Annotated in this window: 16 protein-coding genes, 1 tRNA gene, 1 other RNA gene and 1 pseudogene; 14 read left to right on the top strand and 5 right to left on the bottom strand. The window is 71.7% G+C overall.

All coding sequences use genetic code 11. From position 1 onward, the window contains the following. Positions 1 to 57: 57 nt before the first annotated feature. Together ACIQVI_RS32045 and ffs are read right to left on the bottom strand one after the other, a co-directional pair. Positions 58 to 2,115 (bottom strand): DNA polymerase III subunit gamma and tau, encoded by a 2,058-nt coding sequence (locus tag ACIQVI_RS32045; RefSeq protein WP_403602352.1) that lies wholly within the window; start codon positions 2,113 to 2,115, stop codon positions 58 to 60. A 149-nt stretch (positions 2,116 to 2,264) separates the two neighbouring features. Continuing rightward, positions 2,265 to 2,363: signal recognition particle sRNA small type (gene ffs / locus ACIQVI_RS32040), an RNA gene on the bottom strand. Between the two features lie 117 nt (positions 2,364 to 2,480). Here ffs and ACIQVI_RS32035 point away from each other — a divergent pair. The 5 genes from ACIQVI_RS32035 to ACIQVI_RS32015 all read left to right on the top strand — a co-directional run bounded on the left by ACIQVI_RS32035 (position 2,481) and on the right by ACIQVI_RS32015 (position 6,660). Further along, a tRNA-Ser gene (locus tag ACIQVI_RS32035) sits at positions 2,481 to 2,568 on the top strand. Positions 2,569 to 2,982: 414 nt separating this feature from the next. Next, positions 2,983 to 3,381, top strand: coding sequence for a hypothetical protein (locus ACIQVI_RS32030; RefSeq protein WP_403602349.1), 399 nt, complete (start codon positions 2,983 to 2,985; stop codon positions 3,379 to 3,381). Positions 3,382 to 3,437: 56 nt separating this feature from the next. Next, the gene (locus ACIQVI_RS32025; protein ID WP_403602346.1) at positions 3,438 to 4,112 is read left to right on the top strand and encodes an ABC transporter ATP-binding protein; all 675 of its coding nucleotides are present in this window, start codon (positions 3,438 to 3,440) and stop codon (positions 4,110 to 4,112) included. Continuing rightward, a complete protein-coding gene (locus tag ACIQVI_RS32020) occupies positions 4,109 to 6,361 on the top strand; it encodes an FtsX-like permease family protein (protein WP_403602343.1) in 2,253 nt (750 codons plus the stop codon). The genes ACIQVI_RS32025 and ACIQVI_RS32020 overlap by 4 nt, the downstream gene beginning before the upstream one ends. A gap of 86 nt (positions 6,362 to 6,447) precedes the next feature. Continuing rightward, positions 6,448 to 6,660, top strand: a complete 213-nt coding sequence (locus ACIQVI_RS32015) for a DUF4287 domain-containing protein (protein ID WP_403602340.1) — start codon at positions 6,448 to 6,450, stop codon at positions 6,658 to 6,660. An 8-nt stretch (positions 6,661 to 6,668) separates the two neighbouring features. On the opposite strand, the gene ACIQVI_RS32010 is transcribed toward ACIQVI_RS32015, so the two are convergent. After that, complete coding sequence (locus tag ACIQVI_RS32010) at positions 6,669 to 7,859, bottom strand: MFS transporter (protein WP_403602337.1); 1,191 nt, start codon at positions 7,857 to 7,859, stop codon at positions 6,669 to 6,671. A 108-nt stretch (positions 7,860 to 7,967) separates the two neighbouring features. On the opposite strand from ACIQVI_RS32010, the gene ACIQVI_RS32005 reads away from it, so the two are divergent. Next, positions 7,968 to 8,945 (top strand): DUF5937 family protein, encoded by a 978-nt coding sequence (locus tag ACIQVI_RS32005; RefSeq protein WP_403602334.1) that lies wholly within the window; start codon positions 7,968 to 7,970, stop codon positions 8,943 to 8,945. 35 nt (positions 8,946 to 8,980) lie between these two features. On the opposite strand, the gene ACIQVI_RS32000 is transcribed toward ACIQVI_RS32005, so the two are convergent. Next, a complete protein-coding gene (locus ACIQVI_RS32000) occupies positions 8,981 to 9,610 on the bottom strand; it encodes a MarC family protein (protein ID WP_351972664.1) in 630 nt (209 codons plus the stop codon). Between the two features lie 127 nt (positions 9,611 to 9,737). Here ACIQVI_RS32000 and ACIQVI_RS31995 point away from each other — a divergent pair, with 127 nt between their 5' ends. Together ACIQVI_RS31995 and ACIQVI_RS31990 are read left to right on the top strand one after the other, a co-directional pair. After that, complete coding sequence (locus tag ACIQVI_RS31995; protein WP_403602453.1) at positions 9,738 to 10,154, top strand: YciI family protein; 417 nt, start codon at positions 9,738 to 9,740, stop codon at positions 10,152 to 10,154. Positions 10,155 to 10,323: 169 nt separating this feature from the next. Further along, on the top strand, positions 10,324 to 10,611 hold the full coding sequence (locus tag ACIQVI_RS31990; protein ID WP_121829708.1) for a metal-sensitive transcriptional regulator: 288 nt from the start codon (positions 10,324 to 10,326) through the stop codon (positions 10,609 to 10,611). Between the two features lie 13 nt (positions 10,612 to 10,624). On the opposite strand, the gene wrbA is transcribed toward ACIQVI_RS31990, so the two are convergent. After that, entirely contained in the window at positions 10,625 to 11,233 is a 609-nt protein-coding gene (wrbA, locus tag ACIQVI_RS31985; protein ID WP_403602329.1) for an NAD(P)H:quinone oxidoreductase, read from the bottom strand. 176 nt (positions 11,234 to 11,409) lie between these two features. Here wrbA and ACIQVI_RS31980 point away from each other — a divergent pair, with 176 nt between their 5' ends. From ACIQVI_RS31980 to ACIQVI_RS31955, 6 genes and pseudogenes are all read left to right on the top strand, one after another. After that, complete coding sequence (locus ACIQVI_RS31980; RefSeq protein ID WP_351972666.1) at positions 11,410 to 12,054, top strand: helix-turn-helix domain-containing protein; 645 nt, start codon at positions 11,410 to 11,412, stop codon at positions 12,052 to 12,054. A gap of 94 nt (positions 12,055 to 12,148) precedes the next feature. Beyond that, entirely contained in the window at positions 12,149 to 12,757 is a 609-nt protein-coding gene (locus ACIQVI_RS31975) for an RBBP9/YdeN family alpha/beta hydrolase (RefSeq protein ID WP_403602326.1), read from the top strand. Positions 12,758 to 12,767: 10 nt separating this feature from the next. Then, positions 12,768 to 13,630: pseudogene (locus ACIQVI_RS31970) on the top strand (alpha/beta fold hydrolase). 158 nt (positions 13,631 to 13,788) lie between these two features. Further along, entirely contained in the window at positions 13,789 to 15,342 is a 1,554-nt protein-coding gene (locus ACIQVI_RS31965; RefSeq protein ID WP_403602323.1) for a M28 family metallopeptidase, read from the top strand. 346 nt (positions 15,343 to 15,688) lie between these two features. After that, a complete protein-coding gene (locus ACIQVI_RS31960) occupies positions 15,689 to 15,985 on the top strand; it encodes a type II toxin-antitoxin system VapB family antitoxin (RefSeq protein ID WP_030209440.1) in 297 nt (98 codons plus the stop codon). A gap of 115 nt (positions 15,986 to 16,100) precedes the next feature. Continuing rightward, the gene (locus ACIQVI_RS31955) at positions 16,101 to 16,730 is read left to right on the top strand and encodes a LytR C-terminal domain-containing protein (RefSeq protein ID WP_403602320.1); all 630 of its coding nucleotides are present in this window, start codon (positions 16,101 to 16,103) and stop codon (positions 16,728 to 16,730) included. The last annotated feature ends 3 nt before the right edge of the window (positions 16,731 to 16,733 follow it).

Here is a 16,733-nt window from a genome sequence, read left to right as displayed (position 1 = left end):
GCCAGGGTAGCCCGCGGGACGGGATGCCCCTCGTACGGGCCACCGAGCGAGACGGCCCTACTCGTTCGTGTATTCCTCCACAACGGTGGCGCCGAGCTCGCGCACGATCAGGTCGTGGCCGGAGAGGGCCGAGTCGACGAGGTCGGGGTCGTCCTCCTCGGGCACGTCGTCCTCCGGGGCCACGGGCTGCGGCGCGGGCGGGGTGTACGCGGGCGTGGACGGCGCCTTCTCGGGCGCGGGCCGGGCCGGTGCGGGCGCCTCCCGTACGGGCGGCGGGGCCTGCTGGAAGGAGGGCGCCGGGGCGGAGGCCGGGGGCGCCGCCGGAGCGGGGGCGACCGGGCGGCCGCCGAAGTTGGCGGCGGCGGGCGGCGGCGCGGCACCGCCCGAGGGATCGATGATCGCCTCGATCTTCCAGTTGACGTTGAACTGCTCGGCGAGGGCCTGCTTCAGGACGTCCTCGCTGCCGCTGCTCGCGAAGTTGTCCCGGGCGCCGGCGTTGAGGAAGCCGAGCTGGAGGGTGGTGCCGTCGAATCCGGCGACCTGCGCGTTCTGACTGAGCAGGATCCAGGTGAACCGGCGGCGGTTCTTGACGGCGTCGAGGATCTGCGGCCACAGGTTCCGCACCTGGGCGGTGTCGCCGCCGGAGGGCGCGGGGGATGCGGGCGCGGGCACGGGGGCCTGCGGAGCCTGTACGGGGGCGGGGGCGGGCGTGGAGGCACCGGGCCAGGCGCCGGGGGCGCCGCCGCCGGGCGCGGCCGCGCCGGGCCAGGCCCCGGGCCGGGAACCGGCGGACGCCGGGGCGGGCGCGGGTGCCTGCGGCTGGGGCTGGGGTTGTACGGGCGGGGGCGGGGCCATGGGGGTGTGGGCGTCGGGCCCGGGGACGTACCCCATGGCGGACGCGGGGGGCCCGGGCGTGAAGACGGGCGCGGGAGCCGCGGGCGCGGCGGCGGACGACGGGGCGCCGCGCTCCAGCCGGTCGAGGCGGGCCTGGACGGAGCGCTCGTCGTCGAAGGCGGCGGGCAGCAGCACGCGCGCGCAGATCAGTTCCAGCTGGAGCCGGGGCGAGGTGGCGCCCCGCATCTCGGTGAGACCGGCGTTCACGAGGTCGGCGGCCCGGCTGAGCTCGGCGGCTCCGAAGACGGACGCCTGGGCCTGCATCCGCTCGACCACGTCGACCGGGGCGTCGATGAGCCCCTTCTCGGCGGCGTCCGGGACGGCGGCCAGGATCACCAGGTCGCGCAGCCGCTCCAGGAGGTCGGCGACGAAGCGGCGGGGGTCGTTGCCGCCCTCGACGACCCGGTCGACGACCTCGAAGGCGGCGGCGCCGTCCCCGGCGGCGAAGGCGTCGACGACGGAGTCGAGCAGCGTGCCGTCGGTGTAGCCGAGGAGGGAGGTGGCCATGGCGTAGGTCACGCCGTCGGCGGCGGCGCCGGCCAGGAGCTGGTCCATGACGGACATCGAGTCACGTACGGAACCGGCGCCGGCGCGCACGACGAGGGGCAGCACGCCGTCCTCGACGGGGATGCCCTCGCGTCCGCAGACGTCGCCGAGGTAGTCGCGGAGGGTGCCGGGCGGCACGAGCCGGAAGGGGTAGTGGTGGGTCCGCGACCGGATGGTCCCGATGACCTTCTCGGGCTCGGTGGTGGCGAAGATGAACTTCAGGTGCTCCGGGGGCTCCTCGACCACCTTCAGGAGGGCGTTGAAGCCCGCCGAGGTGACCATGTGGGCCTCGTCGATGATGTAGATCTTGTACCGGCTGGAGGCGGGCCCGAAGAAGGCCTTCTCCCGCAGGTCACGGGCGTCGTCCACACCACCGTGCGAGGCGGCGTCGATCTCGATGACGTCGATCGACCCGGGGCCGTTGCGCGCGAGGTCCTGGCAGGACTGGCACTCCCCGCAGGGGGTGGGGGTGGGGCCCTGCTCGCAGTTCAGGCACCGCGCGAGGATCCGCGCGCTGGTCGTCTTGCCGCAGCCGCGGGGCCCGCTGAACAGGTACGCGTGATTGACCCGGTTGTTCCGCAGGGCCTGCTGCAACGGGTCGGTGACATGCTCCTGCCCGATGACCTCGGCGAAGGACTCGGGGCGATAGCGGCGGTAGAGCGCGAGAGACGACACGTGTACGAGGTTATAGGCGCGCACCGACAACCCGGGAAAAACGGCCGGGGGCGGCTGGGGGCACCTCGCCGCCCGGCCGTCCGGTCGCCGTCCGGCTCCGGCCCGGCCGCGGCCTCGGTCCCGGTGCCGGCCCGGGGCCCGGTCCCGGGAACGCAAGCGCCCCCCACGCACCCGCCAGAGCCGACCTACCCTTGCTGCCTTCCGGCCCTGGGGGAGTTCAGTCAGATAGCGCCGCGTGAGGGGCTCCGCCCAGACTACCCGATGCCGGGGGCCCCGGGCCCCACACCTCCCGCCCGGAACCCCTCGCCGACCCCACCCGGGATCGAGTTCGCGAGCACCCCCCTCGGTCATGTAATGTTCCCGGCGGAGGATTCGCCTAGAGGCCTAGGGCGCACGCTTGGAAAGCGTGTTGGGGGCAACCCCTCACGAGTTCGAATCTCGTATCCTCCGCCAGTGCCTCACCGGGCACGATGTCGAAGGGCCCCACCGTTAGCGGTGGGGCCCTTCGACGTTTCCGGACCGCCGACGGCGTTGGCGACCCCGAGCACATCGAGTGGGGGCGGGGCAGGGTGCGAGGCCGGTCTCGGGCTCTTGGTTGACGGGTATGCGGGCTGCGGCTGGGGCGATCGATTGACGGCGGTGATAGGCCGCACCGAAGGGGCGCCTGAGGACCGGGCCACCCCCTCCACGCAAGCACCCCACCGAATCACTCCCGCGAGGTAGGAACAGCCAGAGGCGTTTCGTTCACTGGATCAGAGGGTCGTGGGCAGGGAGGGACGTTCCTGCGACATTCGGAACGTAGTGATGCAGATACGTTCTGTGATGACCAGTCGGCACGCGACTCAACAGGGGTTATCAATGAGGAAGTTGGCTGCAGCGGTGGTGACCGCAGGGTTGTTCTTCGGAGGGATGGGAGCAGCGATGGCCGCACCGGAGAGCAAGTTGGTCCTGAGGACACCAGGAGCTGCGCTCATCGGTACGTACCAGTGGCAATCCACAAGCAAGGCTCCGAGCGGACTTCACGTCAAGGGAGCGCTGCGTGATGAAGCCCCCCGGGACGGCCACAACAGCTATCTCCGCTACAAGGTGGAGGGCTACTCATGGCGCCAGATCACAGGCGTGCAGAGGAAGAGCATCAAGGTCGACAAGGTCTTTTACGACGGCGCGGTTTTGAAGACCAAGGAAGTCCGACTGCAGGTGTGCCTTGATCGCGGCTCTTTCCGGCCGGACAGCTGCTCGACCGAGCGGCTGTTCACGCGGAGGTAATCGACCGTTTGGGGCGCCGCCGAAGGGCGGCCCCCGCTCTTCAGAAAGCACACCAGATGGACGTCATCCTCCGCGCTGAAGGCGTGGACCTCTTCTACGGCACCGAGCAGGCTGTCATCGGTGTCGACTTCACACTCAAGCGCGGCGAAGTGGCCGCCATCATGGGCAGCAGCGGGTCGGGCAAGTCGTCCCTGCTGTACTGCCTCGCCGGCGTCCTGCCGCCCACCAACGGGGCGGTGACCTTCGACGGGGAGCGGTTGTCCTGCCTGCCCGACGGGGAACTCAGCGCGCTGCGGCGTACACGGTTGGGCTTCGTCTTCCAGTACGGGGAGTTACTGCCGGAGCTGACCGTCGAGGAGAACGCCGCGCTCCCTCTCCGGCTCGCCGGGATCAGCAAGGACCACGCCCACGCCATGGCCGGCCAAGTGCTGAAGCGGCTCGGGATGAGCGATCTGGCGCGGCGCAGGACCTCGAAGCTGTCGGGTGGACAGAGTCAGCGGGTGGCGGTCGCCCGGGCCTTGGTCCACCGGCCGGACGTGGTGTTCGCGGATGAGCCGACCGGGGCGCTCGACAGTGCCAATGCGGCGGCCGTGCTCGATGAGTTCCTTCAGCTGGCGCGGAGGCAGAAGACCGCGGTGGTCATCGTGACTCATGATGCCGATGTCGCCGCGAAGGCCGATACGCAGTACACGATGACGGATGGTGTTCTGGCACAGCGGGTGGCGGTGTGAACCCGTTCCTCCTCGGGATGCGCCTGCTGTGGGGTAGTGGGCGCAGGGGGCGGGTTCGTTTTCTGTTGATGTCGTTGGGGTCGGCGCTTGGGGTGGCTTGTCTTGCCGCTGTGCTGACCATCCCGTCGATCCTCGCCGCTCATGATGCTCGCGCTGCCGCCCGAGAACCGCGCCCAGGCGCAAGCAATGTCGTCTACCGCGAGTTTCGGGACCCATACGGTCCACAACTGCTCCACCGCGTCTTCATCGCTCACACCGCCCCCGGCCTGGCACCGGTGCCACCGGGTATCAACAAGCTTCCTGGTCCCGGTGAAGCGATCGTTTCGCCGAAATTGGGTGAGGTTCTGGCGGCCAATCCAAAGGCAGCCGGTCTTGTCCCTGGGCGGGTAACCGGCACTATCGCACCAGAGGGACTGGGCGGCTCCGACGATCTGTATGCCTACATCGGCACCACCCCAGCCGAACTGCCCGAAGCAGAGACACTCGGCAGCTTCGGCACCGGACGGACATGGCAACCGGTCGTCGACCCCTCGACTCTGGGTATCCTCCGGTTCGTCCTCGGGTGCATCGTGCTATTGCCCCTGGTCATCTTTCTCTCCGTCTGCGCACGGCTCTCCGGGGAATCCCGCGCACGTCGTCTCGCCGCTCTCCGGCTTGTCGGACTCAGCGTGAAAGACACGCTGCGTGTAAATGCCGGGGAGAGTGTGGCCGCCGCTTTCTTGGGGGCTGTGGTCGGGCTCGTCGGCTACCTCGGGCTCAACGAGGTGATGGCCCTGATCGGGTTGCCCGGACTGCATTGGTATCCGGCAGATGGGCGTCCGGACTTGTTGACCGTGGCCGTGTGTCTGGTGGGGTGCCCGACGCTTGCCTGGATCGTAGGGCTGTTCAGTGCGCGGCAGGCCGCCATGTCGCCGATCAGCGTGCGGCAGACCACGGAGCGGAAGCCACCGAGGAAGTACGGGGCTTTGCTGTTGGTTCCCGGGCTCGGCGTGATCAGCGGGTACTGCGTGCTCAGTGTGATGGGACGAGATCCGTCGGGGGGCTCGTCCACCACCATGTTGATTCCCAGCGCCGTGTTGGTGACCGGCGCCGGGCTCGTCTTCGGACTGGCACCGATCACGGCGTGGCTGGCACAGCGGTTGGCGGGAGCGGCGAAGTCACTGCCGGTGGCATTGGCGATGCGGCGGATGGAAGTGGACCCAGGAGCGTCGCTGCGAGTGGTCACCGGTCTCGTGCTGCTGGTCTTCGGGGCTTCGCTCACGCAGGGGGTGCTCGTCGAACTGGATCAGGTCAGTCGGCGTACAGCTCCTCTTCAGGAGTACAACATCCGCCTGAACGAGATCTCGCCGGCGCAGCGGAAGGCGGTGGCCGAGGTACCCGGTGTGCAGGCGTCGACCGTTTCGTACAGCTCCTGGCAACCACTGGACGGAAGCGATGTGGGACACGCCGACCTGGTGGTCGGTACCTGCGCGCAGCTTGCCGCTTATACAGAGCGGGCAACGGGTTGTGTGGACGGCAAGGTCATGCAGCTGCGGGACGACCGCACCACATACGAATACGACCCGAAGGCCGGAGAGCGGTATCCCTTCGCACTGAAGGACGGTCGGAAGATCACGTTCACCGTGCCCCACGAGCGAATCGATGTGCGTCCTTGGGACCTGTCCGTCTTCGAATCGGGCACCCTGCTCGTACCCCCTTCGCTTCTTTCCTCCGACCTGGCAGACGCGGACGGTGTCCTCACCCTCCTCAGTGACGCCGACCCCGCCACCATCCGCTCCGTCCTAGACGGCATCGGCGCCATCGCCCCCACCGCCTCCGTGGAGCCCGTGGGCATCGTGATCGATTCGCTCGCGCAGTTGACCGTGATTCGGAGTCTGCTCGTCGTCGGGATGGTGCTGGGGCTGGTGATCGGGGTGGCCGCGTTCGTCGTGTCCGTGGCTGATCGGGCCATGGAGCGGCGGGGGCAGGTGACCGCGTTGGCGTTGCTGGGGGCGGGGGCCGGGACGTTGCGGGTGGTGCAGGTGGTGCAGGTGGTGTTGCCGTTGGTGGTGGGGCTGGGGGCGGCGATCGTGGCCGGGTGGCTTGCCGAGTCCAGTTATCTGATCACCGGGGGTGGGGCGGTGCACTGGGACTGGGAGGGGCTGCCCCTGCTGTTCGCCTGTGCGCTGGGCGTTGTGCTCGCGGCCGCGCTCGCCTCCGTGCCCATGGTCCGGCGGCACATCGATCCCGAGCACATCCGGCGGGATTGATCGGGATTGGTTCCGGGAGGAGCGATGAGTTTGGGGTGGGGTGGGGGTCCTAGTAATGACCGTCCGCCTCACCCCAGGAGATCGCCGTGGCCGAGAACGTCGTCAAGGGTCCCGCCAGTTACTTCCCCTCCATCGAGAAGAAGTACGGGCGGCCGATCGGTGAGTGGCTGGAGATCGTGCGTTCCTCGCCGCTCGACAAGCACATGGAGCTGGTCTCCTGGCTGAAGGCCGAGCACGGGCTCGGCCACGGGCACGCGAACGCGCTCGTGGCCCATGTCCGGGCGGGTGGAGGGAAGTAGACGGGGGTTCAGGCCGCCAGCGTGTGGGCCGTGCGGCGTTCGATCCTCGTCCTCAGGGCCAGGGTCGCCGCCGCGGCGGCCGTGCCCGCCGCCAGGGCCGTCCACCACAGCACCGCCGGGCCCAGGGTCGTATAGGCGGCGACGCCCAGGGTCAGGGCCGCGAAGCGGGCCACGCCCCAGGTCCAGCCGAAGGCGCCCTGGTAGCGGCCGCGGGCGTGGGCCGGTGCCAGGTCGGCGACGACGCTCGCCGCGATGCCGGCCACCACCACCTCGCCGAGCGACCAGACCACGACCGACACCGTGTAGCCGACGACCCCGTCCGCGAGCCCGGTGAGCGCCACGCCCACCGCGATCAGCGCGCCGCCCGCGCTCTGCACCGCCAGCCGCGGCAGCCGCGCCAGCCGGGCGGTCGCGTACGGCTGGAGCGCCACCACCAGGACCGCGTTCACCGCCGCCATCGCCCCGTACACCGCCGGGGAGAGTCCGCTGTCGTGGATCGCGAGCGGCAGGGCCACCTCGGTCAGCGAGTACACGAAGAGCTGGATGCCGAGGAGGGGGAGGGTGAGGAGGGCCAGGCGGTCCTTCAGGACCACGCCGTAGCCGATTCCCTTCTCCGCCCGTTCGCCCCCCGCCGGGCGCTCCGGCTCCTTCACGCGGACCGTCACCACCAGGGCGTACAGGAGCATCGCGCCCGCGTCCACCACGAAGAGGAGCCAGTAGCCGTGGACCGCCAGGTAGCCGCCCAGGACTCCCCCGACCGCCGTCCCGATGTTCACTCCCCAGCCGAAGAGGGCGTACGCGCGCCGGCGCCGTCCGCCGTCGACCGCGTCCGCGAGGAGCGCGTACGCGGCCGGCGAGACGGTGCTGCCCGCCGCGCTGATCAGCAGCGCGGCCGCCGCCATCGTCCAGACGCCGGGCGCGAGGAAGAGCGCCCCCTGCGCCGCCGCCGTGCCGGTCAGGCCGATGAGCATGGTGGGCCGGCGGCCGACGCGGTCGGCGAGGACGCCGCCGACCGCGGGGCCGAGGAGGTGGCCCGCGCCCAGGGCGCCGAGGACGTACGAGGTGTCGGGGCCGGTCACTCCCCGCGAGGCGAGGAAGAAGACCAGGAACGGGGTGACGAGGTAGCCGAGCCGGTTGACGATCGTGCCGGCGAAGAGGGTCCAGACGACGGGCGGGAGGTCCCGGAAGGAGGAGGGCATGGAGGGAGGTTGCTCCCTCCGCCCGTGCGCGCTCCATTGATTAAGGTGGGACCGAATCCATCGGTGGCCGTCCGGTCGCCGCCTCAACGTTCCGGGGGTGCGGTACGCATGGAAGCCGAGCTCAGTTTCTCCGCCGCCGACCTCGCCCAGACCCGCTTCGCCGTCTCCCCCCTGTGGGAGGTCGTGACCAGCTTCCGGGTCCTCGCCCAGCGGTCCGACTCCGCGCCGCACCAGCGCTGGGCCGCGCAGGTCCGGCCCCGGATCGTCCGCGCCGGGCTCGACCGCGGACGGCTCGCCGCGCTCGTCCCCGCCCAGGGATTCCTCGCGGACTTCCTCAACCCCACCCCCGCCGGGCCGTTCCCCGCCCTCGGCGCCGAGCTCGACGCCGTCCGCCGCACCCCCGCCGGGCAGGTCCGCGAGGACCTGCGGAAGCTGGCCGTGGAGGGCGGGGGCGGAGGGATCCTCCAGTCCCTGCACGACGATCCCGAGGCCGTCCTGCCGAAGGTCGCCGACGAGATCGAGACCTACTGGGAACTCGCCCTCGCCCCCTACTGGGCCCGCATCCAGAAGGTCCTGGAGGCCGACGTCTTCCACCGGGCCCGGCAGGTCGCCGAGCACGGTTCGGCCCGGGTCCTGAGCGAACTCCACGAGACCGTACGGTGGGACGACGGCACCCTGCGCCTCGTACGGCGGCACTGCGCGCTCGCCCGCGACCAGGTCGGCTCCGGGCTGCTGCTCGTGCCCTCCGTCTTCGCCTGGCCCCGGATCCTCACCCGCTCCGTCCACCCCGACCCGCCCCAACTCGCCTATCCGGCGCGCGGCTTCGGGACCGTGTGGGAGTCCCGTACCACCGCCGCCACGGACGCGGTCGCCGCCGTCCTCGGCCGGTCCCGGACCCTGCTCCTCGCCGCGCTCGACACCCCGGCCTCCACCACCCAGCTCGCCACGCACTCCGGGCTCTCCGCCGCCGGGGTCTCCCAGCACCTCATCGCCCTGCGGAACGCCGGGCTCGTCACCGCCCACCGCAGCGGACGCTCCGTCCTCTACGCCCGCACCTCCGTCGCCGACCAACTCCTCGACCCCTAGGCGGGCCCGGCCGGCCGTGATTCGTAGGACGGGCCCTAGTGCCGGGCGTCCAGGCCCGGTACGCCCAGGTCGGAGAGGCCGTCGAGGACCAGGTCGACGCCGACGGCGGCGAGCAGGAGGCCCAGGAGGCGGCCGAGGAGCTCGATCGTGGCGTGGTGGGTGTGGAGCAGGACCCGGGTGAGGAGCAGGACGCAGACCAGGTCGAGGGCGATGACCGCCACGTACGCCCCGACGACCGTCGAGCGCCAGCTGAAGCCGGAGCGGGCGGCCGCCTCGATGAGCACCGCCGTCAGGGCGAGCGGACTCACCACGTACGGCATCAGCAGCTCGCGCACCCCGCTGACCAGGTCCGGGGCGTCCTGGTGGGGGCCGTCGGAGCCGAGGTGCATCCCGAGGACGAGGCCGACGGCGTAGAGGAAGAAGATGAGGCCGCCCGCGAGCTGGAGGGCGGGGGTGCTGATGTGGAAGAGGTCGAGCAACCAGGGGGCCGTGATGCCGGTGAGGACGCCGACGAGGACGGCCGCGGCCGAGGAGATGAGGGCGATGGTCCTCAGCTGGCGGGCGGGGTGGATCTGGGCGAGGCCGGCGAAGGAGAGGAGCACCTTCGGCGGGCCGACGACGGAGAAGAAGGTGATGAAGGCGGCGGAGAAGGTGAATGCGTTCACGTCTGCATCATGAAGCGGCCGGGTGATTTCTCCCGTTTTTCGGCTCCGTTCCCGCGCGGTGTCGGGACCGGCGGCCCGGCTCCGGCTGTGCTGCGGGGGACAACGCGTGCCGAACGAGGAGGGCGTCGTGAAGTACCTGGTGACGGTCCAGGGGTCGCAGGCCGACTACGAGGCGATGACGGGCCGCGGCTCCGCCGGCAGCCCCGCCTGGGACGAGGCGGGGATCCGGGCGATGTTCGCCCACATGAACGCGGTCAACGAGGAACTCGCCGCGAACGGCGAACTCCTCGACGCCCAGGGCCTCGCCGCCCCGTCCACGACCCGCTTCGTGACGGTGGACGACGCCGGGAACCCGGTCGTCACCGACGATCCGTACACGGCGACCGAGGAGGTCGTCGCCGGCTACTGGCTCCTGGAGTGCGCCTCCCTGGAGCGCGTGACCGAGATCGCCGCCCGGGTGGCCCGCTGCCCGGTCCCGGCCGGTTCCCCGGTCCACCCGGTGGTCATCCGACCGGTGGACGAGACCGGGCCGGGCCAGGACTGACCACCGGCTCCGGGACCGGCTGAGGGCGGTGGCCCCCGGACCGGCTGAGGGCGGCCGGGCCCGTGGGCGGCGGCCGTCGGCGTGTTGCTCCAGGTGTCATCCTTGGACGAGGACGGAGCCCCGTGCCGGGGAGCGAACCACCCCCCGGGGTATCTGTGGAGGAGACGTCGTGGAACTCGATCTCGCGGGCGCGGAGCTCAAGGCCGTGCTGAACCGGCTGCGCCGGGCGCAGGGGCAGATCTCCGGGGTGATCCGGATGATCGAGGAGGGCCGGGACTGCGAGGAGGTCGTGACCCAGCTCGCCGCCGCCTCGCGCGCCCTCGACCGGGCCGGCTTCGCGATCATCGCGACCGGTCTCCAGCAGTGCCTGACCGACATCGAGGGCGGTCGCAAGGACGGCGAGGACCGCGACGCCATGCGGGCCCGGCTGGAGAAGCTCTTCCTGTCCCTGGCCTGATCCCTGAGGGGTCTCAGGCGTCCGCGAGGCCCTTCAGGCGCTTCGCGATCCTCGTGAGGCGTTCGCCCTGGTAGCGGGCGGCGGCGAGGACGTTCTCGTCGGGGGCCCCGTGGGCGCCGGGGTGGGCCGTCCCGTAGGGGTTGCCGCCCGCCGCGTACACGGACGGGTCCGTGAAGCCGGGCGAGACGATCACCGAGCCCCAGTGGTGGAAGGTGTTGTAGAGCGCGAGCAGCGTCGACTCGTTGCCGCCGTGGACGTTGTGGGCGCTGGTGAAGGCGGTCGCGGGCTTGTCCGCCATGACGCCCCGCTGCCACAGGCCGCCCGTCGTGTCGACGTACTGCTTGAGCTGCGCGGCCACGTTCCCGAAGCGGGTCGGGGTGCCGAGGGCGTACGCGTCCGCCCACTCCAGGTCGTCCAGGGTGGCGACCTCCACGTCGCGGGTGGCGTCCACGTGGGCGCGCCAGGCCGGGTTCGCGTCGATCGCGGCGTCCGGGGCGAGCTCGGGCACCCGGCGCAGGCGCACCTCGGCGCCCGCCTTCTCCGCGCCCTCGGCGAGGGCTTGGGCGAGGCGGTGGACGGTGCCGGTGGCGGAGTAGTGGATGACGGCGACCTTGACGGACATGACGGACTCTCCTCGGTGTCTTCTCGACGTCTGCTCGATCGGGACCGGATCGACCCATAGAAATGGATTCCTATCCGGTTCCTTGCGTCGAAGTTAAACGGATCACTATCCGCTTCGCAAGAGGGGGCAGGTATGCTCGATCCGGGGGACAGGGACCGAGGGCAGGAGCCGCAGAGATGAGCACCGAGAACCCGCGGGCCGGGGAGCGGGCGGCGGCGCCCGCGTTCGGCCTGCTCCCCACCCTCGACGCCCCCGCCCCCGAGCGCGCCGACGCGGCCCGCAACCGGCGCAGGATCCTCGACGCCGCCGCCCGGATCGTCGCCGAGCAGGGCCCCGACGCCGTCACCATGAACCAGGTCGCCCACGCCAGCGGCATCGGCGTCGGCACCGTCTACCGCCGCTTCGGCGACGTCTCCCAGCTCCTGTGGGCGCTCCTCGACGACCGCGAGCGCCAGTTCCAGGAGGCGTACATGAGCGGCCCGCCGCCGCTCGGGCCCGGCGCCCCGACCGCCGAGCGGCTCGACGCCTTCCTCGACGCCCTCGTCGACCGGGTCGCCGAGCAGCGCGAGATCCTGCTCGCCGCGCACTCCGCCGCGCCCCGCGCCCGCTACCACAGCGGCGCGTACCGGGTGATGCACACCCACGTCGCCCTGCTGATCGGGCAGCTCAGGCCGGGGTCGGACGGCGCGCTCCTCGCACACCTGCTGCTCGCGCCCTTCTCCCCCGACGTCATGCACCACCTGGCCGTCGAGCAGGAGCTCTCGGGCGAGCGCCTCAAGGCGGGCGTACGGGAACTCCTCACCCTGCGGCAGGGCTCCTGACGGCCCGCCCGCGACAGGACGGCCGACGGCCCGCCCCGTCCACACCCTGGAACCCGGCTGGACCGGCGGACCCCCGGGGCCGCACGATCCCGCCATGACGACCGAGATCGAGACCGAGACCGAAGCGGGGGCGGGCCCCGGGCCCAAGACCTTCCTGATCCTGCACGGCTTCCAGAACCACCGGCCGCCCGGCCACTGGCAGCACTGGCTCGCCGGGCGGCTGCGGGAGCGCGGGCACGAGGTCCGCTACCCGCAGCTGCCCTCGCCGGACGCGCCCGTGCTCGCAGAGTGGCTCGATGCCCTGGAGGAGCACGGCCGGCGGCCCGCCCGGGGCGAGTTCGTGGTCCTCGCGCACAGCCTGTCCGTCCTGCTGTGGCTGCGGGCCGGGGCCCGCGGGCCGGACGCCGACCGGGTGCTGCTCGTCGCCCCGCCCTCGCCGCCGGTGACCGCCTCGATCCCCGAGATCGCCGCCTTCGCCGACGGCCTCGACCTCACGGAGACCGGCCCGCAGGCACGGCTCGTGTACGGGGACGGCGACCCGTACTGCCCCGAGGGCGCCGACCTCCACTACGGCCGCCCGCTCGGCCTCGACCTCGACCACGTGCCGGGCGGCGCGCACCTCAACCCCGACAGCGGGTACGGGGACTGGCCCTCGGTCCTGGAGTGGTGCGAGGACCCGTCGGTGCGGGTGAGGGGTCGGTAGGGTCGGCCGGATGCACCCGGAGACCGCACCGTACGACCAGGGCCTGCTCGACGTGGGCGACGGCAACCGCGTCCACTGGGAGGTCTCCGGCAACCCGGAGGGCAAGCCCGCGCTCGTCGTCCACGGCGGGCCGGGCTCCGGCTCCTCCCCGCGCTCCCGGCGCCTCTTCGACCCGGAGGCGTACCGGGTCGTCCTCTTCGACCAGCGCGGCTGCGCGAGCACCTCGGAATCGACAAGTGGCTTCTCCACGGCGGCTCCTGGGGCTCCACGCTGATCCTGGCGTACGCGGAGGCCCACCCCGAGCGCGTCACGGAGATCGTGATCGCCGCCGTCACCACCACCCGCCGCTCCGAGACCGCCTGGCTGTACGAGGGCGCCGGACGCTTCTTCCCCGAGGCCCACGAGCGCTTCCGGGAGGGCGCCGGGGCCGGCCCGGAGACCGGGGCGGAAGGGCTGGTCAAGGCGTACGCCGCCCTGCTGGACCACCCCGAACGGACCGTACGGGAGAAGGCCGCGGCCGACTGGTGCGCCTGGGAGGACGCCGTCCTCTCGGCGGAGGGCATGGGCACCCCGTACACCGACCGCGTCGACGACGCCCGGCTCGGCTTCGTCCGGATCTGCTCGCACTACTTCGCGCACGGCGCCTGGCTGGAGGAGGGCGCCCTGATCCGCGACGCGCACCGGCTCGCGGGCATCCCCGGCGTCCTGGTCCACGGCCGGCTCGACCTGGGCGGGCCGCTCGCCACCGCCTGGGAGCCGGCCCGCGCCCGGCCGGATGCCGAGCTGCACGTGGTCGAACGCGCCGGGCACCTGGGCGGCGAGGAGACCGGCCGGCTGGTCCTCGAGGCCCTCGACCGCTTCGCGCGGACCTGACTCCGCAAAAGCCGCGAAACCTGCCCATCGGTAAGGGAATTGAGAATTCCAGATTTCAATCCTGTTCGACCCGGCAGGAATTGTGGCGAATCTGTTCACAGAACGCCCCCGAGATCGCTAACTTCCCCTCAACCTCGTCCGTACCGGGAAGGACTTCTGTGAACGCATCCCAGCGCCGGGCCGCGGCCATCCTCGCCGCCGCCGCTCTCGCCGCCCCGCTGGTCCTCTCATCCCCCGCCACCGCGGGACAGGACCCCACGGCCGCACCCGCCCGTGATGCCGCCAAGCTGGCGAAGAAGCTGGTCCGCGACACCACTGCCAAGGACGCCTACAAGCACCTGCAGAAGTTCCAGGCGATAGCCGACTCGGCCGGCGGCCACCGCGCGGCCGGTTCGCTCGGGCACGACGCCTCGGCCGCGTACGTGTACACGCAGCTCAAGAAGGCCGGATACAACGTCTGGTACCAGAAGTTCGACTTCGAGTACACGGAGACGCTCGCCGAGAAGGCCTCCGTCGTCACCCCCGCGCCCCGCGCGTTCGACATCAAGGCCATGACGTACACCAAGTCCACCCCGGTCGGCGGTGTGAAGGCCGAGCTGGTGGCCGCGCCCGTCGACGCCGACGCCACCAGCGGCTGCGAGCCGGGCGACTTCGCCGCCGGCGCCTTCACCGGCAAGATCGCGCTCATCAAGCGCGGCGGCTGCGCCTTCGCGGTGAAGCAGCAGAACGCCGCCGCGGCCGGTGCCGTCGCCGCCGTCATCTACAACAACGCCGAGGGCGTCCTCTCCGGCACCCTCGGGGACGCGGCCTCCGGCAAGATCCCCACCGGCGGCATCACCCTGGCCGAGGGCACGGCGCTCGCCGCCGACCTCGCCAAGGGCCCGGTCACCCTCTCCCTGGAGATCCGCCAGCTCCAGCAGATACGTTCCACCAACAACGTCATCGCGGAGACCAAGGCCGGCAACGCCGCCAACACCGTGGTGCTCGGCTCCCACCTCGACTCCGTCACCGCCGGCCCCGGCATCAACGACAACGGCTCCGGCTCGGCCGGCCTCCTCCAGGCCGCCCTGAAGCTGGCCGAGTCGAAGGACAAGGTCCGCAACAAGGTCCGCTTCGCCTGGTGGTCGGCGGAGGAGAACGGCCTCCTCGGCTCCGAGCACTACGTGCAGAACCTCACGGCGCTCGACAAGAAGGAGATCAAGCTCTACCTGAACTTCGACATGATCGCCTCGCCGAACTACGGCCTGTTCGTCTACGACGGCGACGACTCGGACGGCGTCGGCGCCGGCGCGGGCCCCGAGGGCTCGGCGCAGCTGGAGCGCGACATCAACGAGTTCCTCGACAAGAACGGCCACCCGCACGAGGGCACCGACTTCACCGGCCGCTCCGACTACGGCCCGTTCATCGAGGTCGGCATCCCCTCCGGCGGCACCTTCACCGGCGCCGAGGGCATCAAGACCGCCGCCCAGGCGGCCAAGTTCGGCGGCCAGGCGGGCGTCGCGTACGACGTGAACTACCACGCCAAGGGCGACAACCTCAGCAACATCAACTTGAAGGCGTTCGACGTCAACATCGACGTCATCGCCAACGCCGTGGGCACCTACGCCCACGACATCTCCTCGCTCCGCAAGCCGGTCGTCTCCGTCCCGACCACCGGCGACGCGGGCAGCGGCGGCGGCCTGCACGACGACCACCACGAGGTCACCGAGTAATCCCCACGGACGGACAGCAGGCGAGGGCTCCCCGCTTCCGGCGGGGAGCCCTCGCTCCGTTTCCGGCGGACCGGCGGTGCGGGCGTCGCGCGGCGGTCGGCGGTCGGCGGTCGGTGGGGCGGATCGGCGCGTACGGGTGAAGGTGTCCGTCCCGGAGCGGGGCTCCGGACCGGGTGCGGGGTCGTACGGGGCCGTCCCGGGCCGCTCCGGGCCCCGTGCGCCCGGCCCCCGGCGGCCCGCCCGGACGCCGGACGGCGCCCCGGTCCCGGTTCGTCCGGGTTCGTCCCGGCATCCCGTCGGGTGCGCGTGGCTGCGCCGGTGGCCGCTCGCCCGGTAGGCTTTCCGTGTGATCTTCAAGCGCATCGGAAACGGAAAGCCGTATCCCGACCACGGCCGGGAAAGCACCCGGCAGTGGGCGGACGTCGCCCCGCGCCCGGTCCGCCTCGACCAGCTGGTCACCACCAAGGGCCAGCTGGACCTGGAGACCCTGCTCGCGGAGGACTCCACCTTCTACGGCGACCTCTTCGCGCACGTCGTGAAGTGGCAGGGCGACCTCTACCTCGAGGACGGACTCCACCGGGCCGTCCGCGCGGCGCTCCAGCAGCGGCAGGTGCTGCACGCCCGCGTCCTCGAACTGGACTGACGACCGGCCCGGAGGGCACGGCCGCTGACCCTTTCGGGGTCAGTTCCACCCCATCCGGACGCGATCACATGATCATCAAGTAGGCATCGCCGACGGGCGGCATTACGCTGCGTTCATGAGCATGCTCACTCCCCCCGGCATGGGTGGAAAGTACCGCATCACGGGGGATGTCTACCCGCGTATGCGCCGCCCCCACCGCAGGCGCAGGATCGTCCTCGCGGCCACCGCCGCCGTGGTCGTGCTCGGCGCGGCCGGCTGGGGCACGCTACAGCTCGTCGACGTGTTCTCCGGCGACACGGGCACGAAGGCGGCGGCCGGGAAGCAGGCCGACTGCAAGCCCGCCCCCACCCCGACCGCCGCAGCCGCTGCCGCCCTGCCCAAGCCCGCGCAGATCACGGTCAACGTCTACAACGCGACCCCGCGCAGCGGGCTCGCCAAGACGACGGCCGACGAGCTCAAGAAGCGCGGCTTCAAGGTCGGCAAGGTCGGGAACGCGCCCGCCGCCTACGACAAGAAGGTCCCGGGCGCCGGACTGTTCCTCGGCGCGCCCGCCGCCACCAAGGGCGCCTTCCCGGTCCTCGGCACCCAGCTCGCGGGCGCCACGACCAAGACGGACACCCGGGCCACGGCGGACGTGGACCTGATCATCGGGACCGCCTTCAAGAACCTGTCCCCGAAAACGACGGCGGACGCGGCCCTGGTCGCCCTGACCAAGCCCGCGCCCGCTCCGACCGGGAAGTGCTGACGG

Source organism: Streptomyces sp. NPDC098101 (assembly GCF_044760185.1).
GTDB lineage: Bacteria > Actinomycetota > Actinomycetes > Streptomycetales > Streptomycetaceae > Streptomyces.
This window is presented reverse-complemented; position numbering and strand designations above follow the sequence as displayed.